This window comes from Mycolicibacterium agri, assembly GCF_002553505.1.
Taxonomy (GTDB): Bacteria; Actinomycetota; Actinomycetes; order Mycobacteriales; family Mycobacteriaceae; genus Mycobacterium; species Mycobacterium agri.
On sequence record NZ_PDCP01000083.1, the window covers coordinates 1 to 22,484 of the forward strand.

23 protein-coding genes are annotated in these 22,484 nt (G+C 67.5%); 15 read left to right on the forward strand and 8 right to left on the reverse strand.

The window, feature by feature from the left end; all coding sequences use genetic code 11:
* Nucleotides 1–151: 151 nt before the first annotated feature.
* The gene (locus tag CQY20_RS27845) at nt 152–1,204 is read right to left on the reverse strand and encodes an NAD(P)H-dependent amine dehydrogenase family protein (protein WP_097943628.1); all 1,053 of its coding nucleotides are present in this window, start codon (nt 1,202–1,204) and stop codon (nt 152–154) included.
* Nucleotides 1,205–1,238: 34 nt separating this feature from the next.
* On the opposite strand from CQY20_RS27845, the gene CQY20_RS27850 reads away from it, so the two are divergent.
* The 5 genes from CQY20_RS27850 to holA all read left to right on the forward strand — a co-directional run bounded on the left by CQY20_RS27850 (nt 1,239) and on the right by holA (nt 5,930).
* Entirely contained in the window at nt 1,239–1,652 is a 414-nt protein-coding gene (locus CQY20_RS27850) for a RidA family protein (protein WP_097943630.1), read from the forward strand.
* 432 nt (nt 1,653–2,084) lie between these two features.
* The gene (locus tag CQY20_RS27855; RefSeq protein WP_097943632.1) at nt 2,085–2,315 is read left to right on the forward strand and encodes a hypothetical protein; all 231 of its coding nucleotides are present in this window, start codon (nt 2,085–2,087) and stop codon (nt 2,313–2,315) included.
* Between the two features lie 253 nt (nt 2,316–2,568).
* Nucleotides 2,569–3,411 (forward strand): ComEA family DNA-binding protein, encoded by an 843-nt coding sequence (locus CQY20_RS27860; RefSeq protein ID WP_097943634.1) that lies wholly within the window; start codon nt 2,569–2,571, stop codon nt 3,409–3,411.
* Nucleotides 3,408–4,955 (forward strand): ComEC/Rec2 family competence protein, encoded by a 1,548-nt coding sequence (locus tag CQY20_RS27865; RefSeq protein WP_234816446.1) that lies wholly within the window; start codon nt 3,408–3,410, stop codon nt 4,953–4,955. The genes CQY20_RS27860 and CQY20_RS27865 overlap by 4 nt, the downstream gene beginning before the upstream one ends.
* Before the next feature lie 12 nt (nt 4,956–4,967).
* Nucleotides 4,968–5,930, forward strand: coding sequence for a DNA polymerase III subunit delta (gene holA, locus CQY20_RS27870; RefSeq protein ID WP_097943636.1), 963 nt, complete (start codon nt 4,968–4,970; stop codon nt 5,928–5,930).
* 40 nt (nt 5,931–5,970) lie between these two features.
* On the opposite strand, the gene rpsT is transcribed toward holA, so the two are convergent.
* A complete protein-coding gene (rpsT, locus tag CQY20_RS27875; RefSeq protein WP_097943638.1) occupies nt 5,971–6,237 on the reverse strand; it encodes a 30S ribosomal protein S20 in 267 nt (88 codons plus the stop codon).
* A 155-nt stretch (nt 6,238–6,392) separates the two neighbouring features.
* On the opposite strand from rpsT, the gene CQY20_RS27880 reads away from it, so the two are divergent.
* Genes CQY20_RS27880 through CQY20_RS27890 form a run of 3 tightly spaced genes read left to right on the forward strand, consistent with a single transcriptional unit; the run spans nt 6,393 to nt 9,928 of the window.
* Nucleotides 6,393–8,111, forward strand: a complete 1,719-nt coding sequence (locus CQY20_RS27880) for a circularly permuted type 2 ATP-grasp protein (RefSeq protein WP_097943640.1) — start codon at nt 6,393–6,395, stop codon at nt 8,109–8,111.
* Nucleotides 8,111–9,088 (forward strand): alpha-E domain-containing protein, encoded by a 978-nt coding sequence (locus tag CQY20_RS27885; RefSeq protein ID WP_097943642.1) that lies wholly within the window; start codon nt 8,111–8,113, stop codon nt 9,086–9,088. Before CQY20_RS27880 ends, CQY20_RS27885 begins: the two co-directional genes overlap by 1 nt.
* A complete protein-coding gene (locus tag CQY20_RS27890; protein WP_097943644.1) occupies nt 9,089–9,928 on the forward strand; it encodes a transglutaminase family protein in 840 nt (279 codons plus the stop codon).
* On the opposite strand, the gene CQY20_RS27895 is transcribed toward CQY20_RS27890, so the two are convergent.
* A complete protein-coding gene (locus CQY20_RS27895) occupies nt 9,912–10,418 on the reverse strand; it encodes a MarR family winged helix-turn-helix transcriptional regulator (RefSeq protein ID WP_308494430.1) in 507 nt (168 codons plus the stop codon). The genes CQY20_RS27890 and CQY20_RS27895 overlap by 17 nt on opposite strands.
* Nucleotides 10,419–10,506: 88 nt before the next feature.
* On the opposite strand from CQY20_RS27895, the gene CQY20_RS27900 reads away from it, so the two are divergent.
* A complete protein-coding gene (locus tag CQY20_RS27900) occupies nt 10,507–11,235 on the forward strand; it encodes a hypothetical protein (RefSeq protein ID WP_371871008.1) in 729 nt (242 codons plus the stop codon).
* On the opposite strand, the gene CQY20_RS27905 is transcribed toward CQY20_RS27900, so the two are convergent.
* Both CQY20_RS27905 and CQY20_RS27910 read right to left on the reverse strand, forming a co-directional pair.
* A complete protein-coding gene (locus CQY20_RS27905; protein WP_097943648.1) occupies nt 11,232–12,083 on the reverse strand; it encodes a ribonuclease Z in 852 nt (283 codons plus the stop codon). The genes CQY20_RS27900 and CQY20_RS27905 overlap by 4 nt on opposite strands.
* 77 nt (nt 12,084–12,160) lie before the next feature.
* The gene (locus tag CQY20_RS27910; protein ID WP_097943650.1) at nt 12,161–13,186 is read right to left on the reverse strand and encodes an aldo/keto reductase; all 1,026 of its coding nucleotides are present in this window, start codon (nt 13,184–13,186) and stop codon (nt 12,161–12,163) included.
* Between the two features lie 147 nt (nt 13,187–13,333).
* On the opposite strand from CQY20_RS27910, the gene CQY20_RS27915 reads away from it, so the two are divergent.
* Together CQY20_RS27915 and CQY20_RS27920 are read left to right on the forward strand one after the other, a co-directional pair.
* Nucleotides 13,334–13,762 carry a CBS domain-containing protein gene (locus CQY20_RS27915; RefSeq protein WP_097943662.1) on the forward strand — a complete coding sequence of 143 codons (429 nt, stop codon included), beginning with the start codon at nt 13,334–13,336 and terminating at the stop codon, nt 13,760–13,762.
* Nucleotides 13,755–14,360 carry a GNAT family N-acetyltransferase gene (locus CQY20_RS27920; RefSeq protein WP_165789306.1) on the forward strand — a complete coding sequence of 202 codons (606 nt, stop codon included), beginning with the start codon at nt 13,755–13,757 and terminating at the stop codon, nt 14,358–14,360. Before CQY20_RS27915 ends, CQY20_RS27920 begins: the two co-directional genes overlap by 8 nt.
* Nucleotide 14,361: 1 nt before the next feature.
* Here the strand turns inward: CQY20_RS27920 and CQY20_RS27925 are convergent, their stop codons facing one another.
* Nucleotides 14,362–14,967 (reverse strand): type II toxin-antitoxin system PemK/MazF family toxin, encoded by a 606-nt coding sequence (locus tag CQY20_RS27925; protein WP_097943652.1) that lies wholly within the window; start codon nt 14,965–14,967, stop codon nt 14,362–14,364.
* Nucleotides 14,968–15,073: 106 nt separating this feature from the next.
* Here CQY20_RS27925 and lepA point away from each other — a divergent pair, with 106 nt between their 5' ends.
* Together lepA and CQY20_RS27935 are read left to right on the forward strand one after the other, a co-directional pair.
* Nucleotides 15,074–16,921 carry a translation elongation factor 4 gene (gene lepA, locus CQY20_RS27930; protein ID WP_097943666.1) on the forward strand — a complete coding sequence of 616 codons (1,848 nt, stop codon included), beginning with the start codon at nt 15,074–15,076 and terminating at the stop codon, nt 16,919–16,921.
* Nucleotides 16,922–16,984: 63 nt separating this feature from the next.
* The gene (locus tag CQY20_RS27935) at nt 16,985–17,743 is read left to right on the forward strand and encodes a sensor domain-containing protein (RefSeq protein WP_234816447.1); all 759 of its coding nucleotides are present in this window, start codon (nt 16,985–16,987) and stop codon (nt 17,741–17,743) included.
* Nucleotides 17,744–17,754: 11 nt separating this feature from the next.
* Here CQY20_RS27935 and CQY20_RS27940 read toward each other — a convergent pair whose 3' ends face one another.
* On the reverse strand, nt 17,755–18,498 hold the full coding sequence (locus CQY20_RS27940; RefSeq protein WP_133119145.1) for a cache domain-containing protein: 744 nt from the start codon (nt 18,496–18,498) through the stop codon (nt 17,755–17,757).
* Nucleotides 18,498–19,346: a FadR/GntR family transcriptional regulator gene (locus tag CQY20_RS27945; protein WP_097943670.1), complete on the reverse strand. Its 849-nt coding sequence runs from the start codon at nt 19,344–19,346 to the stop codon at nt 18,498–18,500. Before CQY20_RS27945 ends, CQY20_RS27940 begins: the two co-directional genes overlap by 1 nt.
* A 147-nt stretch (nt 19,347–19,493) precedes the next feature.
* On the opposite strand from CQY20_RS27945, the gene CQY20_RS27950 reads away from it, so the two are divergent.
* Together CQY20_RS27950 and CQY20_RS27955 are read left to right on the forward strand one after the other, a co-directional pair.
* On the forward strand, nt 19,494–20,834 hold the full coding sequence (locus CQY20_RS27950) for a (Fe-S)-binding protein (RefSeq protein ID WP_207767330.1): 1,341 nt from the start codon (nt 19,494–19,496) through the stop codon (nt 20,832–20,834).
* Nucleotides 20,831–22,390: an FAD-binding oxidoreductase gene (locus tag CQY20_RS27955; protein ID WP_097943656.1), complete on the forward strand. Its 1,560-nt coding sequence runs from the start codon at nt 20,831–20,833 to the stop codon at nt 22,388–22,390. The genes CQY20_RS27950 and CQY20_RS27955 overlap by 4 nt, the downstream gene beginning before the upstream one ends.
* The last annotated feature ends 94 nt before the right edge of the window (nt 22,391–22,484 follow it).

Consider the following 22,484-nt stretch of genomic DNA (forward strand, 5'->3'; position numbering starts at 1 on the left):
AAAGAGGAGCCCAAGAAAGAGGAGCCCAAGAAAGAGGAGCCCAAGAAAGAGGAGCCCAAGAAAGAGGAGCCCAAGAAGTAGGCAACCCGACAACGCTCCGATCCGGCGCGTTCAGCCCAGGCCCACTCGGTCTGGGTTGAACTGTGTCGCGCTAGAGCGCTACACGGCCGGTGACCGGCGGCAGGTCCTTGAGCGTCACGATGCCCGGTGGCGCGGCGACTACCGCGGGAACGGCATTGGTCACCGGTAGGGCGGTGTAGATCATGCCGAGGCCCATGAAGCCGGGCTCGGTCCAGTCCTTCGGCGGCAGGCAGTGCAGCACCGTGCGCATATTGGGCAGTCCGAAAACCTGGATCACGTGACCGTGCTCCAGCGGTTTCGGCGGTGTGGTGTGAGAACCCATGATCCAGTTGAATCCGACGCTGACGACGTTCTTGTCGCCGACCCAGCCGCGGTGATAACCGAAGACGCCGCCGATAGTGCCCTTCGGTATCTGCATGAAACCCAGATCGCTGTCGTCGGTGGCGGCGGTGAACGTGACGTCGAACGTCATCCGGTCGAGCTTGGCGCCGATCGCGTCGGCCATCATCGCCGCCGACTCGGCGAACACCTCGCTTTCCCGTCGCACGCTCTCGGCGAGCCCGGGAGTGTCGGGGTCCTGCGAAAAGCCCATCGCCTTCTGGGTTTCCGCGGATTCATAGGTGGAGCAGTCCACGGATTCGGTGATCCTGATTTCGTCGACCCGCTCGCACGCCCCGCTGAGCACCATGCCCACCATGTTCGACATGCCCGGGTGGGCGCCGCCGCCGAAGATCGTGGAATGGCCTTTCTCGCAAGCCTTTCGGATGCGATCAAGATCTTCCGGCGATTGCTTGCCGCCGGTGATCCACGCCGCGCTGGAGCACACGTTGACGCCGGCCTCCAGCAGCCGCACCAGCTCGTCGACGTTGGGCCACAACGGGTTATAGCAGCAGGCGTCCGGCTTGAGCGCAAGCAACGCGTCGATGTCGTCGGTGGCCGTGACACCGGTCGGCTCCGGCCACCCGGCCAGTTCGGCGGCATCCATGCCGACCTTCTCCGCGCCGTGGGCGTACACGCCGACCAGTTCCATGTCGGGCCTGCCGATGACGGCGTGCAGCGAACGCTTTCCGATGTTTCCCGTCGTCCACTGGATCACTCGAATGGGCCGGTTGGGTGTGCTCATGCACCAGACCTTAATTGGATGCCATGATCGGTTGATGAGCACCGGCGGCATCCGCGCATTCACCTTCACGCCCCACGACGGCGTGCCACCTTCGGTCGCGCCGTTTGCGCACGCCACCGCGGCAGGCCAGACGCTCTACGTCACCGGGCAAATGCCGACCGACGTGACAGGCACCGTGGTCGGCGAGGACGTCGCGACCCAGACCGATCAGGTTCTGCGCAATCTGCTGCGCGTCACCGAACTGTGCGGCGGCGAACTGGCCGACGTGGTCGCGGTGCGCGCATTCCTACTCAACTGGGACGACTACGACGCCTTCAACGACGCCTACGCGCGCTGGTTCCCCGACCGGCTGCCGAGTCGCACCTGCGTGGGCACCACCGGTCTCGCGGTCGGCGCCCTGGTCGAGATCGACTGGGTGTGCTGGCGCGCCGACGGCTGGGGCCGCTAGCGCAGTTTCACGGCGGCCGCACCCGCGCCCTACGCGCCCAGCGGCCGCATACCCCTCTTGTGCCCAACGTGAAGTTTCCGCGAGAAATTGGCCGAAAACTCGCAAATGCTTCACGCTCGGCGGGAGTTGAAGGCTGCCGCGGCCTCAACGCAGGCCCCGTTCGCCCAGGCGCCCAGTCGCCCCATGCCTATGGCGCCGAACGTGAAGTCTCGGCGAGAAATTGGCCGAAAACGCGCAAGTTCTTCACGTTGGGCGGGAGCTGGAGCCTGCTGCGGCCCTAACGCACGTCCTCCGATCGGGGGACACGCGATTCATCCGGTGTGAGGGCCGCTCGGTCGACACTGCTCTGCTGCGGGCTGAGGCATTGTTAGATCAACGCCGGAAGCCACCGGCAGGAAGCACCAAAGACCAACTGATACAAGGAGATTCGTCATGAACACCAAATTCGCCCGCTTCATCGCCATCCCGGTCGCTTCAGCAGGCGTGATCGGCGCCGCCGCACTCGGACTGGCCGGCATGGCCAACGCCTCGACGACCACCACCCAGACCAGCACCGGTTCGGAAATCGTCGCGACGCCGGACACGCACGCCACGCCCGCGCACACCGTCATGCCGGGTTGGCGCCACCACCACGGCGTCGGCCACTTGTACCTGGCCCAGTGAGCACACAACTGAACACGGCGACATAGGCCAACCTCCACAGAGGCCCTCCCCGATTGCGGTCAACTTCCGGGGAGGGCCTCGTCCATGCGATGGCGCCCGCGAGACTAGCTGACGCCGGAACTGCGAAATCCCCGCAACTAGCGAAGTCTCGGCGACGGAGCAGTTATCCACAGTCGCGAGTTCATCCACAACCGACCTGTCCGACGGCCTCGCCCGGCCGAATCGGTCGCCGACGCCGCTTACCGTCGGGCACATGGCAACCGAACTGGCCGCGGAGCGCCTTCAGCGCAGGCTCGGCGAGGCCCACGTCGAGCCCAACACCGACAATGACGACGCCAACGCTGACGCCGCGTTGTCGCGGTGGCTGCCCGACGCCAAAACCGGCGAATCGCCCGGCTGGTTGGCCGCCATCCGCGCCGATCCCGGCCGCGCGGGCGCCATCGCGCTCGCGGTGGTCGGCGTGGTGGCCGTGCTGGTCACGGTGTTCACACTGATGCGGGACAAGACCCCACCCGTGGTGTCGGCGAAACTGCCCGAGGTTGAGATGGTTTCGTCGGCCCAGCCCACCCCGGCCGCAGCCGCACCAGAGGGCCCGGTCGTGGTGAGTGTCGTGGGCTTGGTGCACAAGCCGGGGCTTGTCACTTTGTCGCCCGGCGCGCGGATCGCCGACGCGCTCGCCGCCGCCGGCGGGGCTCAGGACGGCGCCGACCTGATCGGGTTGAACATGGCCCGCCGGGTCGCCGACGGCGAGCAGATCATCGTCGGCATCGCCGCAGCGCCTGGCCAACCCACCACGATGGGCAGCTCGGTCGCCTCCGAGTCCGGGACGGCCGCGGCGACAGCCGGTCCGACGACCGCAGGGACAGCCGGTCCGACAACCGCCGGAAGTGCGCCTACGCCAACGGGATCCGTCGACCTGAACAAAGCGACCGCCGAAGAGCTCGACACCCTACCCGGTGTCGGTCCGGTGACCGCCGCCGCGATCATCGCCTGGCGCGACGCGAACGGTCCGTTCACCAGCGTCGACCAGCTCGCCGACGTCGACGGCATCGGCCCGGCGCGCCTGGAGAAGCTGCGAGCGCAGGTCCATGTGTGAGCATCGTCGACGGCCACGAGGCCCGCCTGGATCTGCGTCTGGTGCCGGCGGCGTTGACCAGCTGGACGGTCACCGCGGCGGGCATCCTGTGGACGACCGCGGGTGTCGTCGCCGCGCTGGTGGTGTCCGTTGGCGCCGCAACGGCGGTGGCATGGTGGGGGAGCAGGGCTGCCGGATTCCAAGCCGGCGTGCGGGCGACGCTGGCGGCGACGATCGCAATCGCCGTGACCGGGTTGGCGTTCGGCGCTGCGGTGCTGCTTCGCGTCGAACACGCCAGCCACCACCCGCTGACCGAACGCTTCGGTTCGACGGTCACGGTCATCGCGACACCGGCCGAGACGCCGCGAGTGGTCGGCGGTGGCAGGCTGATGTTCCGCGGCACGCTTCAGGCCGTCGATGCCGTCGAGATGTCCGGCCGTGTGGTGGTTTTCGCGTCGGCCGGATTCGGTGAGTTGTCCGCAGGCCAGCCAGCGGCTTTCAAGGCACGCGTCTCGAGGCCGATGCGTCGCGATCTGACCGTCGCGGTGCTGTCGGCGACCGGGGAACCGAAACTCGGTGAGGCCTCGCCCATTCAACGCGCGGGGCAGCGAGTGCGCAGTGACTTCGCTACTGCGGCGCGCGCTGCGCTGCCTGCCGATCAAGCGGCCATGCTTCCCGCCCTTGTCCTAGGCGACACCTCTGCGCTGTCGGCGCGGACGATCGAGGAGTTCCGCGCCTCAGGGCTGACGCATCTGACGGCGGTGTCGGGTGCGAACGTGACGATCGTCTGCGGGGCGGTCCTGCTGACGGCCGGCGTGGTCGGCCCGCGGGCCGCGGTCGCGCTCGCCGCAGTGGCGTTGGTGGCCTTCGTGATCGTCGTGCAACCGTCGGCCAGCGTGTTGCGCGCGGCCGTGATGGCGGCCATCACGTTGCTGGCGGTCGTGTCGCACCGTCGCAGACAAGCGATTCCGGCGTTGTCGGCCACGGTGATCGCATTGATGGTCGGCGCGCCCGAACTGGCCGTCGATGTCGGGTTCGCGCTGTCGGTTTCGGCGACGGCGGCGTTGGTCGTCATCGCCCCGGTGTGGTCGCGACGGTTGGTGGCGCGAGGCTGGCCCAAGCCGCTGGCTGACGCGGTGAGCGTCGCCGCTGCCGCTCAACTCGTGACGGCGCCGCTGGTGGCCGCGATCTCGGGGATGTTCAGTGTGGTGGCCGTCGCGGCGAACCTCGCCGCGGCCGTGGTGATCGCGCCTATCACCATCATCGGGACCGCTGCCGCGGCGTTGTCGTCCGTCTGGCCCGCAGGCGGCCAACTGCTGATCCGCTTCACCGGCCCCGAACTGTGGTGGCTGTCGGGGGTTTCGCGGTGGGCGGCAGGCGTTCCCGGCGCGGTGGTGCCGGTGCCGTCGGGCCCGCTGGGCGCGGTCATGGTGGCCGTCGGCGGTATCGCGACCGTCGTGCTGACGCGGTGGCGCTGGGGCCGCGTCGGGGTGGCCGCGCTGGCGGTGTGTCTGGTGGCGTGGACGGTGTCGAACCAGGCTGCAACGACTGTCGGCGCGGCATGACACGATCGGAGCATGAGCGAATCGGTGCCCGCACTGCACCTGGTTCTCGGCGACGAGGAACTTCTGGTCGAACGCGCCATCGCGCAGGTGCTGCGCGCCGCCCGCAAAAAGGCCGGCACCGACGACGTTCCGGTCAACCGGATGCGCGCCGGTGAGGTCAGCACGTCCGAACTCGCCGAGCTGCTGAGCCCGTCGTTGTTCGCCGAACAACGACTTGTCGTGTTGGAGTCCGCCGCCGAAGCGGGCAAGGAAGCCGTCGCGCTCATCGAAACGGCGGCCGCCGACCTACCCGACGGCACCATGCTCGTCGTCGTGCATTCCGGCGGCGGCCGGGCCAAGGCGCTGGCGGGGCAGCTGCAACGCCTCGGCGCCGCGGTGCACAACTGCGCCCGCATCACCAAGGCCTCCGAACGCGCCGACTTCGTCCGCGGCGAGTTCCGCTCGCTGAAGGTCAAGGTCTCCGACGACACGGTCACCGCCGTGCTGGATGCGGTGGGCTCCGACATCCGCGAGCTGGCGTCGGTCTGCTCGCAGCTGGTCGCCGACACCGGCGGCGCGGTCGATGCGGCCGCCGTGCGCCGCTACTACAGCGGCAGGGCCGAGGTGAAGGGCTTCGACATCGCCGACAAGGCCGTGGTCGGAGACGTCGCAGGCGCCGCCGAGGCGCTGCGCTGGGCGATGATGTCCGGCGAGCCGCATGTGGTGCTGGCCGACGCGCTCGCCGAGGCGGTGCACACGATCGCGCGGGTCGGGCCGCTGTCGGGTGACCCGTTCCGGCTCGCGTCCGAACTCGGCATGCCGCCGTGGCGGGTGAAGAAGGCGCAGAAGCAGGCGCGACGCTGGTCGCGGGACACGGTCGCCAAGGCCGTCCAGGTGGTGGCGACGCTCAATGCGGATGTGAAGGGCGCGGCGGCAGACGCCGACTATGCGCTGGAATCGGCGGTGCGCAAGGTCGCCGAACTCGCCGAAGACTGAGGTCGAGGACTAACGCCGACGACTAAAGCGACTAAGCGCCTTAGGCCGAGATCTTGTTGTAGACCCGCGTCAGCGCGGACTTCTTGTTCGCCGCCTGGTTCTTGTGGATGACGCCCTTGCTGGCGGCCTTGTCGAGCTTGCGGCTGGTCGCCGTCAGCAGCTCGGCGGCCGTCTCCTTGTCGCCGGACTGCGCCGCCTCACGGAATTTACGGATGGCGGTGCGCAGCGACGACTTCACCGACTGGTTGCGCAGACGCCGGCGCTCATTGGTCCGGTTGCGCTTCATCTGCGACTTGATGTTGGCCACGCGCTAGTTCCTTCGTAAATCTCGGTAGGGGTGTAAAAGTCTGGCGCCCGGTATGCGGGCAGCGAGGGTTCAGAGTACCAGCGCGGCGGGTAAATGCCCAAAGTGGTCAACTTAAAGAGGCCGCTGGCCTGCGGAAATAGTCCGGTTACGGCACCATGGCAACGGTGAGCGTTCGCACCCTTTCTTCCGGGACATCGTCGGCGGCGGCCAAGGCCGCGCGTAAGAACGGCCGCCGCTCCGCTCCGAGCTTCAAGGGCATTTTCGACGGATACAACGACCTGGGCAGTTACGCCAAGGCGTACGACGAAATGTTCGACGCGCAGGGCAACGTCCGCGGCCCGTACAAGGGCATCTACGAAGAACTCGCGCCGTCGGACGCCTCTGAGCTGGCCGCCCGCAACGAGGCCCTCGGCCGCGCCTTCATCAACCAGGGCATCACGTTCTCGCTCTCCGGCCAGGAGCGGCCGTTCCCACTGGACCTCGTGCCGCGCGTCATCTCGGCGGCCGAATGGTCCCGGCTCGAGAAGGGCATCCGGCAGCGGGTGATGGCCCTCGAGATGTACCTCGACGACATCTATGGCGAGCAGCACATCCTGCGCGACGGCGTCATCCCGCGCCGGCTCGTCACCTCATGCGAGCACTTCCACCGCGAAGCCGCCGGCATCGTCCCGCCCAACGGAGTGCGCATCCACGTCGCCGGCATCGACCTGGTGCGCGACGAGCAGGGCAACTTCCGGGTGCTGGAGGACAACCTGCGCTCACCGTCGGGCGTCTCCTACGTCATGGAGAACCGGCGCACGATGGCGCGCGTCTTCCCGAATCTGTTCGCCACCCACCGGGTGCGCGCCGTCGGCGACTACTCGTCGCATCTGCTGCGCGCCCTGCGCAACGCGGCGGCATCGAACGCGGCCGACCCGACGGTCGTGGTGCTGACGCCTGGCGTCTACAACTCCGCCTACTTCGAGCATTCTCTGCTGGCCCGGCAGATGGGCGTCGAACTCGTCGAAGGCCGCGACCTGTTCTGCCGCGACAACACCGTCTACATGCGCACCACCGAAGGCGAGCGTCAGGTCGACGTCATCTACCGGCGCATCGACGACACCTTCCTCGACCCCCTGCAGTTCAACCCGCACTCGGTGCTGGGTGTGGCGGGCGTGCTCAACGCCGCGCGCGCAGGCAACGTCGTCATCTCCAGCGCTGTCGGCAACGGCGTCGGCGACGACAAACTCGTCTACACCTACGTGCCCACGATCATCGAGTACTACCTCGGCGAGAAGCCGCTGCTCGCCAACGTCGACAGCTACCGCTGCTGGCTCGACGACGAACGCGAGGAGGTGCTCGACCGCCTCGACGAGCTCGTCATCAAACCCGTTGAGGGATCAGGCGGATACGGCATCGTGTTCGGTCCGGACGCCTCGCAGAAAGAACTCGCCGCGATCGCCAAGAAGATCCGCAGCGACCCGCGCGGTTGGATCGCCCAGCCGGTCGTGCAGCTGTCGACGGTGCCCACCCAGGTCGGCGACAAGCTCGTCCCGCGCCACGTCGATCTGCGGCCCTTCGCGGTCAACGACGGCGACGAGGTGTGGGTGCTGCCCGGTGGGTTGACGCGCGTCGCGCTGACGGAGGGCTCGCTGGTGGTGAACTCCAGTCAGGGAGGCGGATCGAAGGACACCTGGGTGCTTGCCTCGCGCACCTCCGCGGCCGACCGCGAACTGGCCGGCGGCGAGGTGGTGCGCAAGCTGCCCAAGACGTCGAAGGCCGACCGCAACGGCGAATCACCGACGCAATCCCAACAGCAGCAACAACTCACGCCCAACCCGACGCAGAGCCAGCAGCAACAGCAGCAACAACAGCAGCAGGCGGTGATGCCCTGATGTTGGCGCGCAACGCCGAATCCCTCTACTGGATCGGACGCTACGTCGAACGCGCCGACGACACCGCCCGCATCCTCGACGTCACCGTCCATCAGCTGCTCGAGGACTCCAGCGTCGACCCCGATCACGCCTCCCGAACCCTGCTGCGCGTGCTGGGGATTCAACAACCCGACCACGAACTCGACGTCTGGTCGCTGACCGACCTCGTCGCCTTCCGCCGCGACAACCCCGGCGGCTGGTCGATTTTCGACTCGATATCGGCGGCCCGCGAAAACGCTAGGGGCGCACGCGAAGTCACGTCAACCGAGATGTGGGAGTGCCTGAACACCACCTACAACACGCTGCCGGAGCGGGTCCGTGCCGCCAAACGCCTCGGCCCTGCCGAATTCCTGTCCTACATCGAGGGCCGTGCCGCGATGTTCGCCGGGCTGGCGGACTCGACGCTGTCCCGCGACGACGGTTACCGATTCCTATTGCTGGGCCGCGCCATCGAACGTGTCGACATGACGGTGCGCCTGCTGTTGTCGCGCGTCGGCGACAGCGCGTCGTCGCCGGCGTGGGTGACGGTGCTGCGCTCGGCGGGCGCACACGACACCTACCTGCGCACCTATCGCGGCGTGCTCGACGCCGGACGCGTCGTCGAATTCATGCTGCTGGACCGGCTCTTCCCGCGGTCGGTGTTCTTCTCGCTCAAGCTGGCCGAACACAGCCTCGATGAACTGCACCACCGCGCCCACAACCGCGTCGGCGCCACCGCGGAGGCGCAACGGCTTCTGGGCCGGGCCCGCAGCGAGTTGGAGTTTCTGCGCCCCGGCGAGCTGCTCGATTCGCTCGAACAACGCCTCGCCCGCCTGCAGAAGACCTGCAGCGACGTCGGAGAAGCGTTGGCGCTGGAGTACTTTCATGCCGCGCCGTGGGTGGCGTGGACTGACGTCGGGCGCTACGACGCGCTGGTCATCGAGGAAGGCGAGATCTAGATGTGGCGCATGCGAGTCGTGCACTCGACGGGCTACGCCTACAAGTCTCCGGTCACCGCCTCGTTCAACGAGGCTCGCCTGACGCCGCGGTCGGATTCCCGGCAGAACGTCATCCTCAACCGCGTCGAGACCGTTCCCGCGACGCGGTCTTACCGCTACATCGACTACTGGGGCACCGCGGTGACGGCCTTCGACCTGCACGCACCCCACACCGAGTTGGAGGTGACGTCGTCGTCGGTCGTCGAAACGGAAAAGGGTGAGCTGCCCGACGAGAAGGCCACCTGGGACGACCTGCGGTCCGAAGCCCTGATCGACCGGTTCTACGAGGTGCTCAGCCCGACGCACTACACCCCGGAGAGCAGACGCATTGCGCGGGTGGGCCAACGGATCGCCAAGGAGAACGACCCGTTCGACGCGGTTATCGCCGCGGCCCATTGGGTGCACAGCGAGCTCGACTACGTGCCGGGCACCACCGGCGTGCACTCCTCGGGACTCGACGCGCTGCGCGAGGGCAAGGGGGTATGCCAGGACTTCGCCCACCTCATGCTGATCCTCCTGCGCTCCATGGGCATTCCCGGCCGCTACGTGTCGGGGTACCTGCACCCGAAGCGCGACGCGTCCATCTCTGACACCATCGACGGTCAGAGCCACGCCTGGGTGCAGGCCTGGTCGGGCGGCTGGTGGTACTACGACCCGACCAACGACAGCCACATCACCGAGCAGTACGTCAGTGTCGGTGTGGGACGGGACTATTCGGACGTCTCCCCGCTCAAGGGCATCTATTCGGGGGAGGGGTCGACCGATCTCGACGTCGTCGTCGAGATCACCCGGCTGGCGTAGAACGCGAATTCGCGCCGCGGCCCAACGTCCGGAAGCCGGGGTGCACGTGCGGCGTCAAGCCGTTCTCGCGGGCCAGGATCGTCAACAGCTCGCGCAGGGTGTCCCGCTGCGACGGATCCAGGCCCGCGGTGACCCGGCGGTCGTGTTGGCGGGCCAGCGTCGCGATCTTGCCCATCAGCTTCTTGCCGGAGGCGGTCAGGTGCAGGGCGTGCAGGCGCCGGTCTTCGGGATTGCGCCGGCGTTCGACGTATCCGCGGTCCTCGAGTTCGTCCACGAAAGCCACGACGCGGCTCGGCAGCAGGCCCAGCTGCCGGGCGATGGCCTGCTGACTCGCGCCCGGATTCTCCGCGATCGCCCGCAAAATGCCCGCGTGCGGCGGCGTCAGATCGACGGTGGCCATCTCCTCGGCGAACAGGATCGTCGCGCGGTGACCGAGCTGGGACAGCAGGAACGCCACGCTGTCACCGGGATCCTGATTGGCTGCACTCACAGCGAAGACCATACCAAACAAAAATGATTTCAGATTCGAACTATTCATCTCCTTGCAGAAGGCCATATCCCGTCATATCGTTCACGTCATGAATGATTCATTGCAAGAGACAACCACGCGGTCGGGTCGGCCACAACACCGACCACGACAGGGCGGCCCGCCCTTGCCCCTACTCGGGACGATCTCGTTGCTTCTACTGCTCGCGGGGGTGGCCATCGCGATCGCCATCGGCGGGGTCATGCCGCTTCCGTACGGCGCGGACTCCGCTATCCAGGCCTACGTGCTGACCGAACCGGCTGCCGCGCACGTGATCGCCGTCGCGACCTTCGCGTCGTCAGTTCCGCTGGCGATCTACGCGGCCACGGCCAGCGCGCGGCTGCGGCAGCTCGGTGTCGTTGCGCCGGGCGCCACGATCGCACTGGCAGGCGGCATCCTGGCCGCAGCCAACCTCGGCCTCTCCGGGCTCGTGGCCTGGACGCTGTCCCGGCCGGAGGTCGTCACCGACGGCGCCCTCGTTCGCGCGCTGTACTACCTGGTCTTCCTCACCGGCGGACCCGCGCACGTCGTCACGCTCGGGCTGCTGGTCGCCGGGATGGCCGTGCCAAGCGTCATTCTCGGGCTGCTGCCGCGGCCGCTGGCGGTGGCGGGTTTAGCCATCGCCGTGGTGTCGGAGCTGACGACCTTCGTGCTGGTGTGGCCGACGCTGGGTTTCCTGCTGCCCATCGCACGCCTGGCGGCGTTGGTCTGGCTGATCGCCGCGGGCGCGCTGCTCCCGCTAAGCAGGCAGAACAGAAACGCGACCCGCGTACTCGGCTAACCGTTGGTGGCGCAGACGCCGGGGTGCACCTCCACCCGGTGCAGGTCGTTGCCGAGCTCGATCTGCCGACCGAACGTCTTCGCCGCCAGCGCGCGCCACTCCTCCTCCTGACCCGGCGCGATGCCCGGCACATAGTGCGTGAGGATGAGGATCCCGACACCCGCGCGCTCGGCGGTGTCGGCGGCCTGCTCGACCGATGAGTGGTAGTCGCAGATGTCGCGGATCCGTTGCACCGGAAGCGCTTCGACCAAGTCCTTGCGGATCACGGTGTGCACGAGCGCGCCCGCCCCGGCGGCCAGCGCGTCCAGGCTTGCGCACGGAACGGTGTCGCCGGCCAGCACCACCGACGCGCCGTCGAACTCGACGCGGAATCCGATCGTCGGCGTGACCGGTCGGTGATCGGTCTGCCCGACCGTGATCTGCACACCGTCGCTGGCCCACACCACACCCTCGGTCACCTCCTCCACCTCGACGGTCGGGCCTTCGGTGAGGTCGGGATGATGCCCGACCCGGTAGCTGATGTCGAGAGCGAGTGCGTCGAGCGTGGCGTCGACGACGGCCGACGTCCCCGGCGGGCCGATCACCTTCAGCGGACTGCGGGTGAAGGTGGTGACCCACCGGGTGGTGATGATGTCGGACAGATCCGTGATGTGGTCACTGTGCAGGTGGGTCAACAACAGCGCGGAGATGTTGGCCGCGCCGACGCCCACCGCCGCCGCCCGCATCAGCACCCCGCGGCCGCAGTCCACCAGGAACGTCTGGTCTCCGGCGCGCACCAGAGTGGACGGCCCGGCGCGGTTGGGGTCGACGATGGGACTGCCGGTGCCGAGAAGCGTGACCTCAATCATGGCTCCATACCTACCCGACGGACGGCAGGAAGTGAGTCATATCGAGGCGAACGTGCTCGACGCGTGACCTTGCGCGGCTATTCGCGGCCCGCCGAAATCCAGCTGGTGTCGCGATACCTGGTGCCCGACACCGTCGCTGCCACGGCATCGAGTGCGGCAAGTTGCTCGGGGCTCAACGTCACCGACAGCGAGCCGATGTTCTCCTCGACCCGCGCGGCCCGCCGCGTGCCGGGGATCGGCACCGACACCACGCCGAGTTCGTCGGCGCGGTAGCGCATCCACGCCAGCGCGACCTGCGCCGGCGTCGCGCCCGCCTCCTCGGCGACCCGTGTCACGGTGTCCACGATCGCGAGATTGGCCTCGAGCGAGCCCTCGGCGAAGCGCGGCATGGTCTTGCGGAAGTCGTTCGGTGAGGACAGATCGGCGGCCGATCGCACGGCGCCGGCCAGAAAGCCCCGGCCCAGCGGCGAATACGGGACGAAACCGACGCCCAACTCAGCCGCGGTCGGCACGACCTTGCGTTCGACGTCGCGGCTCCAGATCGACCACTCGCTTTGCACGGCGGCGATCGGATGCACCGCGACCGCGGCGCGCAGCTCGTCGGCGGTCACCTCCGAGAGTCCGAGGTGGCGAACCTTCCCGGCGGTCACCAATTCGGCCATCGCTCCGACCGTCTCCTCGATCGGCACGGACGGGTCGCGGCGATGCATGTAATAGAGGTCGACGACGTCGGTCTGCAACCGGGCCAGGCTCTCGTCGATGCAGCGGTGCACATAGGCGCGGTCGCCGTGCACCGCCAGCCGGCCGGCCGCCCGGTCGGCGGGGTTGCTCGTGATGCCGAACTTGGTTGCCACCGTGACCTCGTCGCGCCGGTCGGCCAGAAGCCGCGCGATCAACCGCTCGTTGTCGCCGCCTCCGTAGACATTGGCGGTGTCGATGAAGGTCACGCCGAGGTCGATGCAGCGGTTCAGCGTGGCCAACGATTCATCGTCGTCCACGTCGCCGTAGACCGGTGCCAAGGCCATTGCCCCGAAACCGATTGCGCTGACCCGCAATTCGTCGCCGAGGACCACGGTGGGCACGTCAACGGGTTGCTTAGTCATGCTTGCATTCCTTCTGCGTCGGTGTCGGCTGACTGCGGTTTCACGCTGTCCCAACCGAGTCAGCGCCACGCCTGTTCCACGAAGATGCTTTCCCGGCGATCAAGTTCGACCTAACCTGGTGTGATCCCGGTCACGATGGAGGCGATGATGCGGATCGCGGACGTGTTGCGGAACAAGGGAAACGCGGTGGCGACGATCACCCCGGAGACGTCGGTGTCGGGGCTGCTCAATGAACTCGCCCTGCACAACATCGGCGCCATGGTGATGGTATCGACCGATGGTCTGGTGGGCATCGTCTCGGAGCGCGACGTTGTCCGCAAACTGCACGAGTGCGGGGCCGACCTGCTTCGACGCCCGGTGGCGGAGATCATGACGAAGTTCGTGGCGACCTGTACGCCCGACGACACCGTCGATCATCTCAGCGCCCTGATGACGAACAAGCGGGTCCGCCACATTCCGGTGCTGGACAACAACCGGCTGGTCGGCATCGTCAGCATCGGCGACATCGTCAAGGTCCGCATGGAGGAGTTGGAGCGCGAGCAGCGGGCGCTGCAGGACTACATCACGCGTGGCTGACATCGAAACCAGGCCGATCAAGAAGGCCGACGTCGGCCCGCTCGCCAAGGTACTGGCGCGCGCCTTCTATGACGACCCGGTGATGCGCTACATGGTGCCCGACGACAAGCTGCGGGCCCGCGCGCTGCCGCCGATGTTCGCCGCGATGACCAGGCACCACTTCTACTCCCGCGGCGGTTCGGAGGTGGCCACCCGAGACGGCACGATCGGGGCCGCGACGCTGTGGGATCCGCCCGGCCAGCGCAGGTCGTCGCGGTGGGAAGAGCTGCGGATGATGCCGACGATGGTGTTCTACCTGCGGTCGTGCGCCGAGCGATACCAGGTCCTCAACCGCGCCATGGAGGAGGCGCACCCGCACGAGCCGCACTGGTATCTGATGGTGATCGGCAGCGACCCCACGGTGCGCGGCGCCGGCTTCGGGCAGGCTCTCATGCGCTCGCGCCTCGACCGCTGCGACGGCGAGCGCGTGCCGGCCTACCTCGAGGCCACCAAGGAGGAGCTCCTGCCGTACTACATGCGGTTCGGTTTCGAGCAGATCGGCGAAATCGCGCTCCCGGACGGGCCCAAGATGTGGCCGATGTGGCGGGTGGCGAGGTAAATCAGCTCCAGGAGTACTCGGCGCGCAACCGCGCGGCGACGATCTCGAACGTCTCGCGGTTCAGGATCGCGCCCTCCCGGCGAATGCCCTCTTCGGGTACGTCGAGCACCCGATCCAGCCGCACCCAGCTCGCCCGCGCTTCGTAGTCCCACGGCCCTGGGCCGATGCCGACCCAGTTGCGGTCGTCGGCGCGGTGTTCCTGGCTGGACATCATCAGGCCGAGCAGGGTCTGCCGGTCACGGCCCACCACCAGCACCGGCCGGTCCTTGCCCTGGGTCGGGTCGTCTTCGTAGGCCACCCAGGTCCACACCACCTCGCCTGGATCGGCGCGGCCATCGAGGTCAGGTGCATACACCACCTTGCGGGCCCGGTGCGCGGTCGGAACGCTGTGCTTGGTGACCGGGCGACCGGCGGCGATGGCCGGCCGCGACTCCTCGGCGGCGGTCCCGGCGAGGACGTCGATCCCGGCCTTGATGCCCAGGCCGATGTTGCGTGGCAGTTTCTCGGGCCGCTGCAACTGGCGGATCAACTTGGGCGCCTCGTTGAACACCAGGTTCTTGGCGGCGTTCTCCGCCATCCGCTGGAACGTCTTCCACTGCGACGCCATGTACGCAGCATATGTGAAGCGGAAGTCTCGCGATTGGGTCGCCGGGCCTGTTGCTCGATACCCTAGATGGGCATGGCACACCGGCTGTGTAGACCCTGACCAGGAGATTCCCATAAGCAGTTTCGCCGACCAGACCTTCACCGCGCCGGCGCAGATTCGGAACTTCTGCATCATCGCCCACATCGACCACGGCAAGTCGACGCTGGCCGACCGGATGCTGCAGCTCACCGGCGTGGTCGATGAACGCACGATGCGTGCGCAGTACCTCGACCGGATGGACATCGAGCGTGAGCGCGGCATCACCATCAAGGCGCAGAATGTCCGGCTGCCGTGGCGGGTCGACGGTGTCGACCACGTGCTGCACTTGATCGACACCCCGGGCCACGTCGACTTCACCTACGAGGTGTCGCGGGCGTTGGAGGCGTGCGAGGGCGCGGTGCTGCTGGTCGACGCCGCCCAGGGCATCGAGGCGCAGACGCTGGCGAACCTGTATCTGGCGCTGGACCGCGACCTGCACATCATCCCGGTGCTGAACAAGATCGACCTGCCCGCCGCCGACCCCGACCGCTACGCCGCCGAACTCGCCCACATCATCGGCTGCGAGCCCTCCGACGTGCTGCGGGTCTCCGGCAAGACGGGGGAGGGCGTGGCCGATCTGCTCGACCACGTCGTGCGCGAGGTGCCGCCGCCGCAGGGTGACCCCGACGCCCCCACCCGGGCGATGATCTTCGACTCGGTCTACGACATCTACCGCGGCGTGGTCACCTATGTCCGTGTCGTCGACGGCAAGATCCTGCCGCGCGAACGGATCAAGATGATGTCCAGCGGCGCCACCCACGAGCTGCTCGAGGTCGGCATCGTCTCGCCCGAACCGAAGCCCGCCGCTGGCCTCGGCGTCGGCGAGGTCGGCTACCTCATCACCGGCGTGAAGGACGTGCGCCAGTCGAAGGTGGGCGACACCGTGACCACCGCCCGCAACGGCGCCACCGAGCCGCTGACCGGATACCGCGAGCCCAAGCCGATGGTGTACTCCGGGCTGTATCCCGTTGACGGCTCGGACTATCCGAACCTGCGCGACGCGCTGGAGAAGCTGAAACTCAACGACGCCGCCCTGACGTACGAACCGGAGACCTCGGTCGCGCTCGGATTCGGTTTCCGCAGCGGCTTTCTCGGGCTGCTGCACATGGAGATCACCCGGGAGCGGCTGGAGCGCGAGTTCGACCTCGACCTGATCTCCACGGCGCCGAACGTGGTGTACCGCGTCATCAAGGACGACGGCACCGAGGTCATCGTCACCAACCCGTCGGACTGGCCGGAAGGCAAGGTGCGCACGGTTTTCGAGCCGGTGGTCAAGACGACGATCATCGCGCCGAGCGAATTCATCGGCAGCATCATGGAGCTGTGCCAGTCGCGCCGCGGCGAACTCGGCGGCATGGACTACCTGTCACCGGAGCGGGTCGAACTGCGCTACACGATGCCGTTGGGCGAGATCATCTTCGACTTCTTCGACTCGCTGAAGTCGCGCACCCGCGGCTACGCCAGCCTGGACTACGAGGAGGCAGGCGAGCAGGAGGCCGACCTGGTCAAGGTCGACATCCTGCTGCAGGGCGAACCCGTCGACGCGTTCAGTGCGATCGTGCACCGCGACGCCGCGGCCGCCTACGGGCACAAGATGACCACGAAGCTCAAGGAGCTCATCCCGCGCCAGCAGTTCGAGGTGCCGGTGCAGGCAGCGATTGGCTCGAAAATCATTGCCCGCGAGAACATCCGCGCGATCCGCAAGGACGTGTTGTCGAAGTGCTACGGCGGCGACATCACCCGCAAGCGCAAGCTGCTGGAGAAGCAGAAGGAAGGCAAGAAGCGGATGAAGACGATCGGCCGCGTCGACGTTCCGCAGGAGGCGTTCGTCGCGGCGCTGTCGACCGACGCCGCAGGCGACAAGCCGAAGAAGTAGCTTTAGAGCCGCGGGGCCACTGCTGAGGCTCCAACGCCGGTGTCACATCGCTTTTCTGTGCTCATGGCGCGGGCCAGGCCCATGGCCGAACCGAACGTCGGCCACAATGGCGGGATGGTCGTGTGGGCGAGGGCTCTTGGCGCAGTCGGCGGAGTGCTCGCCGCAACCCTGATGCTCAGCGGGTGCGTCACCACGGTCTCCGGCGACGCGGTGCGCGACGCGAAGACTGTCCCGACGAACGTGCCCCGGCTGGCGGAGTCCGACATCGACAAGGTGATCATTCCGATCGACCGGGTCAACGCCATCATGGGCACCACCGACCTCGAGGTCACCAGCGACATCGACGACATGACCGACTCCGAAGACAAGGTGTCCGACCCGGACTGCCTCGGCGCGATGTTCGGCGCGGAGGAGGCGGTGTACAAGGGCAGCGGATGGACGGCGGTGCGCGACGTCGTCGCCCGCGAACCGGAGGCCGACAACGACCACTGGGTGGAACAGACCGTCGTGGTGTATCCGAATGAGCGAAATGCCAAGCGGTTCTTCGAGAAGTCGAGATCGACGTGGCAGAAGTGCGCGGGCACTTCACTCGCGGTGGACACCGAGAACACCAGCTCGCTGTGGGAGTTCGACGACGTCGACAGCGGCGCCGGGATGATCACCCAGATGACCATCCAGGAGGACGCCGACGGGTGGGGTTGTCAGCACGCCCTGGCGGTCGCCTCGAACATCACCGTTGAAACCTGGGCGTGCGGTTACGGCGTCTCGCAGGAGGCGGCCACGATGGCCATCGACATCATGGACACCGCCGCCGCCAAATAGACGGCAACAACTCAGACCACGAGAAGCTGCCAGGACGGCTCTGCGAGCTCAAGCGCCAACGCCGGTCGCGGCGCCTGCGCGTGGTCGGGCGTCATCAGCGAACCGGCCAGCCACCGAGGCGAACTCGACAGCACGACGCGGTTTTCGGAGTTGACCACCACCAGATCGGTGCAGAGCGAACCGAGCCTGCGCAGGATGTGGGTCTCGAACCGCGCGACAGGGACGTCGGCTCCTGTCACGCCGAGGAATTCGCCATCGTCGATGACCGGCATCGTCAAGGTGAGCTGGTATCCGTCGGTGCCGTACACGTCCACATACGGTCCCGTCACGTGCCTGCGGCCGGTCGTGCGGGGCACGGCGAACCACTCGGCGGCCACGTAGTCGTAGAAGTCGACGCTGGCGGGATTGAGATCCACGTCAAGCCATACCGGTGAGGGCCGGTTCGGGTCGCGCTGCCACCATTCCAGCCGCAGAGGCTCGGCGGGCAGCAGCCCCGGCGCCATGATCATGCCCATGCCTGCTTCGATTTCGGTGCGCGCGAGCAGCGTGCGCGACAGGTCTCGGATCGGCTCGATGTCGCGCTCGCACATCGGCTCTCCCCGGGCGACGGCGGCCCGATGCTGTTGCACCGCAACGTCACGGATGGCCGCCGCCGACGCGAAGACGCGTTCGACGACGTCGGTGATGATCCGCGCGGCGTGCTCCGCCAATTCGCGGTCCACCGAACGTGAGGACGTCACGATTGGGCTGTTCATCAACCATCCTCGAGGGCTGGGGCATGGTCGTTTGTGGACGTCCCATCGGCTTGCCAGCCGGTGGGCGTCGATGCTACCGGCTCCCGCTCGGCGCCGCCGAGAGATTCCCGCGTTAGCCGCATGTGCAGCTCGATGAGCCGGGTGGTGGTCGCTGCGATATGGGTTTCGGTGAGCTCGCGGGCGAGCGCGCCGTCGCGTTTCGCGATCGCATCGATGACGCGCCGGTGGCTGGCCACGGCGTCGGCGAGTTCGTCGGGGGAGCGGTGGCTGCTCCACAACAGTTGGCTGAGTTCGGCTTGCAGGTCGATCTCCATCCTGGTGAGCCGCACCGACTGGGCGATCGCGGCCACGTCGATGTAGTAGCGGCCCTCGATGCGGCGCTGCTCGGGTTCGTCGGTCGCGGCCTCAAGCCGTGTCGTGACCTCGCGCAGTCGGTTCACCTCGGCCGTCGTCGCGCGCTCGGCGGCCAGCCGCGCGGCGGCGCCGGAGACCGCGGCCCGCATGTCGCCCAGCTCGCGCAGGTCGGTGCTGGCCAGATCGCGCAGGCGGCCACGCGACAGGTCGGCCAACGCGTCATGGGAGACCCGCACAAAGCTGCCGCCGCCTCGTCCGCGTCGCGTTTCCACCAGGCCGCGGGCGCGCAGATCCGACAGCGCCTCGCGCAGCGTGACGGTCGAGACGTTCAGGGACGCCGCGAGCTGAGCCTCGGCAGGCAACTGCTCGCCGTCGACGATGATGCCCATCGCGATGGCGCTGCCCAGCCGGCGCACCACCGCCTCGGTCCGGCCCGGGCGCTCCGACAGCGGTGCGAAAACCGCCTGCCGCGCGTCGCTGGCCAGTAGACGCACGATCACCTCCCCGCGGCCGCGTCACCCCATCTGCCACACGAGTTTTACACGACCAGCCCCGATGTGAACCCCCTTGCACTTAAAACTATAAACCCATATGTTTTGTGTTTACCGGTGTTGCAGATCACAGTTGGGGAGGTATATCCCGTGACCCAGGTGGATCCCCGCGCCAGCGGGGACGCGCTGACCCGTCCGTTCACGCCCGGGACCCGGTCCAGCGAACCCGAGATGGCCGAGTTCGCCGAAACGATCGCTGGCCCGACGCAGATCGACCTGCCCGACCCGCAGACCCGCGAGTTCGTCGAGCAGTGGCGCAACGCCTCGTACAACTGCTTCTCGTCCGGGCACAAGTTCTGCCGGGAGGTCTGCCCGGTGATGCAGGTCAGCCGCAACGAGTCGTGGACCCCGACGGCGTTTCACGCCAACGTCGTCGCGATGGAAAAGGGCGAGCTCGAAGTGGCCGACATCGCGTCGGACTACGTCAACTGCACTCAATGCGGGGCGTGCGAACTCCGTTGCCCGAACACGCTTTTCACCGGTGACTTCTACCGGTTCCGGACCCGCACGGTCGATGTGGTCAAGGCGGTGCGGGCGCTGGCCGTCGACAAGGGCATTCACCAGCCGCGGTGGCAGACGTGGAACGCGCGCACCAACGACAAGACCCACGAGCCCGTCCTCGGCGAGGAGGACATCAGCCAGGACAACGTGCGTAACTGGGCCGAGGGCCTAGACATCCCGATCGGCGGCGAGACGATCCTGTTCGTCGACTGCGAAGCCGCGTTCTACCGCACCTCGGTGCCGCGCGCGGTCGCGCAGATCCTGCAGTCGGTCGGCTACGAATTCGGCCTGATGGGCGAACAGTGGTGCTGCGGCGGGCCGGCCGCCGAGATGGGCTACGAGGAGCAGGCCCGCCGCTTCGCCCGGCACAACCTGGACAACTGGCGTTCCACCGGGACCAAGCGCGTGCTCGTGCTCGACCCGCACGACTACATCAGCTTCACCGAGGACTACCCGAAGTACTTCGGCGCCGAATACGACATCGAGGTCGTGCTGGTGGTGGAACTGCTCGCCGAGATGATCCGCGACGGCAGGCTCACGCCGACGGTGCCGATCGAGCGGACCATCACCTACCACGACCCGTGTCGACTCAACAAGCGCAAGGGCATCTGGCAGGAGCCCCGCGAAATACTGCGCGCCATACCGGGTCTGACGTTCAACGACGTCGACCGGGTCACGCAGTGGTCCTATTGCTCGGGCGCCGGCGGCGGGCTTGCCATCGAAAAGCCCGAGCTCACCGCCGCGATCAGCCGCAACCGGCTCGACAAGGCCGCCGAGCTGCAGGTCGACACCTTGGTCAGCGCGTGCCCGTGGTCGGAGCGGCCGCTGTCGGCGGCAGGCCAGGACACCGACATCGACGTCGTCGACATCCACGAACTGCTCGCCGAATCGCTCGGCATCACCGTCGGCGGAAGCCGGGGTGCGTCATGACCACGACGATGCCCAGCCTGCACGACGAGCACCTCGCCCGGGTGATCGACCGGTTGCGCACGGTGCTGCGCTACGACCAGGTACTGACGGCCAAGACCGACCTCTACAACCGCGCCAGGGTGCCCGCGCCGTTCCCAGTGCACCGCTGGGCCGAACGGGTGCCCGACCTGGCCGTGTTGCCGGAATCCACCGAGGACGTCGCCAAGGTGGTCGGCGTCGCCAACGAGTTCAAGATCCCGGTCGTGCCCCGCGACGGCGGTACAGGGCTCACCGACGGCGCGGTCCCGCTGCGCGGCGGCATCGTGGTGGACGTCAAGCGGCTCAACAAGATCCATGAGATCGATCTGGACAACCGCACCGCCACCGTCGGCACCGGCATCAACATGCTCAAGCTCAACGAGGAGCTCGGCAAGCACGACTTGATCTACCCCGACGACCCGGCGTCGTATCCGTGTTCGCTTGTCGGCGGCCGCATCGGCACGTCGGGATGGTCGCTGATCGGTGCACGCTACGGCCACACCCGCGACCTGGTGCTGTCCTTCGACCACGTGTTGCCCACCGGCGAGGTGATGCACGTCGGCGACGGGATCGGGCGCAAGGTGTCCAAGTCGTCGTCGGGCTACCAGCTCAAGCATCTGTTCATGGGCCATCAGGGCACGTTGGGCATCGCCACCAAGGCCACGCTCAAGCTCTATCCGAAACCGGAGGCCGAGCTGACGCCGTTCTGGGCGTTCGACAACTACGACGACGCCTACCGCTGCGTGCAGGCGCTGGCGCATGCGGGGGTGGCCACGTTCGCCGGCGCGGTGTTGTTCGACGAGTGGAAGGTCGCCTACCTCCGCCGAGACGACGAGGCCTACATCCCGCAGCCCGCCGACGTGCGCGCCCTGGTGTGCACGGCGCTGTACGGCTACGAGGACGAGGTGCGCCCCGCGGGGCGTCGGCTCTTCCGAATCGCCAAGGAGCACAACGCCCGCTACCTGGGCGACGAAATATCGCAAGGCGACTGGGCGGCCCGGCACGACCGCTACGCCACGCCGCTGCACGGTCGAACCAAGACCGGACAGGTCGTCCCGATGAGCTGGCACTGCGAAGACGCCGCGATCAATTACACCGAGCTGCCCGCCGTCACTCGCCAATGGCACGCCATCGTCGCCGAATTACGGCGCAAGACCGACATTTTCGACGACTGGGGCATGTTCGCCTACACCTCGGCCAACACCGGGGTCGACTACCTGACCGAGATCGACGTCGGCATCTGGGAACAGCAACTCGACGATGCGGCGTGGACGCTGTGGGTGGACGCCAAACGCGACATCGCCGCCGCGGCGCTGCGCCACGGCGGGTCGATCAGCGCATGCCACGGCTCCTGCCGCGAGGGCGAAGTCGATTTGGTGCCAGAGGAATTGGGGCGCGGCTATGAGGTGATGGCCGACATCAAACGCGCCCTGGACCCGAACAACATCATGAACCCCGGAAAGTACCTACTCGACATGGCCTATCAACCGGACTTGCGAGGCGCGCTGGCCGCGCTGAAGGAGAGGAGAGCACGATGAGTGACGGCAACGGCGGCTGGCTGTGACAGGTTGATTTGGCCCCGGTAGGACGGTCTGTTTTGGCCCCGTCCGCCCGACTCGCCGGTGCGGTTGT

Bases quoted from the DNA above. Each gene is read 5' to 3' on its own strand.
- CQY20_RS27850 (WP_097943630.1), top strand. From the start codon at position 1,239: ATGAGCACCGGCGGCATCCGCGCATTCACCTTCACGCCCCACGACGGC.
- CQY20_RS27940 (WP_133119145.1), bottom strand. From the start codon at position 18,498: ATGAACAGCCCAATCGTGACGTCCTCACGTTCGGTGGACCGCGAATTG.
- CQY20_RS27925 (WP_097943652.1), bottom strand. From the start codon at position 14,967: ATGGCGTCGCAGTGGAAGACGTTCCAGCGGATGGCGGAGAACGCCGCC.
- CQY20_RS27845 (WP_097943628.1), bottom strand. From the start codon at position 1,204: ATGAGCACACCCAACCGGCCCATTCGAGTGATCCAGTGGACGACGGGA.
- CQY20_RS27955 (WP_097943656.1), top strand. From the start codon at position 20,831: ATGACCACGACGATGCCCAGCCTGCACGACGAGCACCTCGCCCGGGTG.
- CQY20_RS27855 (WP_097943632.1), top strand. From the start codon at position 2,085: ATGAACACCAAATTCGCCCGCTTCATCGCCATCCCGGTCGCTTCAGCA.
- CQY20_RS27935 (WP_234816447.1), top strand. From the start codon at position 16,985: ATGGCGCGGGCCAGGCCCATGGCCGAACCGAACGTCGGCCACAATGGC.
- CQY20_RS27880 (WP_097943640.1), top strand. From the start codon at position 6,393: ATGGCAACGGTGAGCGTTCGCACCCTTTCTTCCGGGACATCGTCGGCG.
- CQY20_RS27890 (WP_097943644.1), top strand. From the start codon at position 9,089: ATGTGGCGCATGCGAGTCGTGCACTCGACGGGCTACGCCTACAAGTCT.
- CQY20_RS27905 (WP_097943648.1), bottom strand. From the start codon at position 12,083: ATGATTGAGGTCACGCTTCTCGGCACCGGCAGTCCCATCGTCGACCCC.
- CQY20_RS27900 (WP_371871008.1), top strand. From the start codon at position 10,507: ATGAATGATTCATTGCAAGAGACAACCACGCGGTCGGGTCGGCCACAA.
- CQY20_RS27860 (WP_097943634.1), top strand. From the start codon at position 2,569: ATGGCAACCGAACTGGCCGCGGAGCGCCTTCAGCGCAGGCTCGGCGAG.
- CQY20_RS27910 (WP_097943650.1), bottom strand. From the start codon at position 13,186: ATGACTAAGCAACCCGTTGACGTGCCCACCGTGGTCCTCGGCGACGAA.
- CQY20_RS27915 (WP_097943662.1), top strand. From the start codon at position 13,334: ATGCGGATCGCGGACGTGTTGCGGAACAAGGGAAACGCGGTGGCGACG.
- CQY20_RS27885 (WP_097943642.1), top strand. From the start codon at position 8,111: ATGTTGGCGCGCAACGCCGAATCCCTCTACTGGATCGGACGCTACGTC.
- holA (WP_097943636.1), top strand. From the start codon at position 4,968: ATGAGCGAATCGGTGCCCGCACTGCACCTGGTTCTCGGCGACGAGGAA.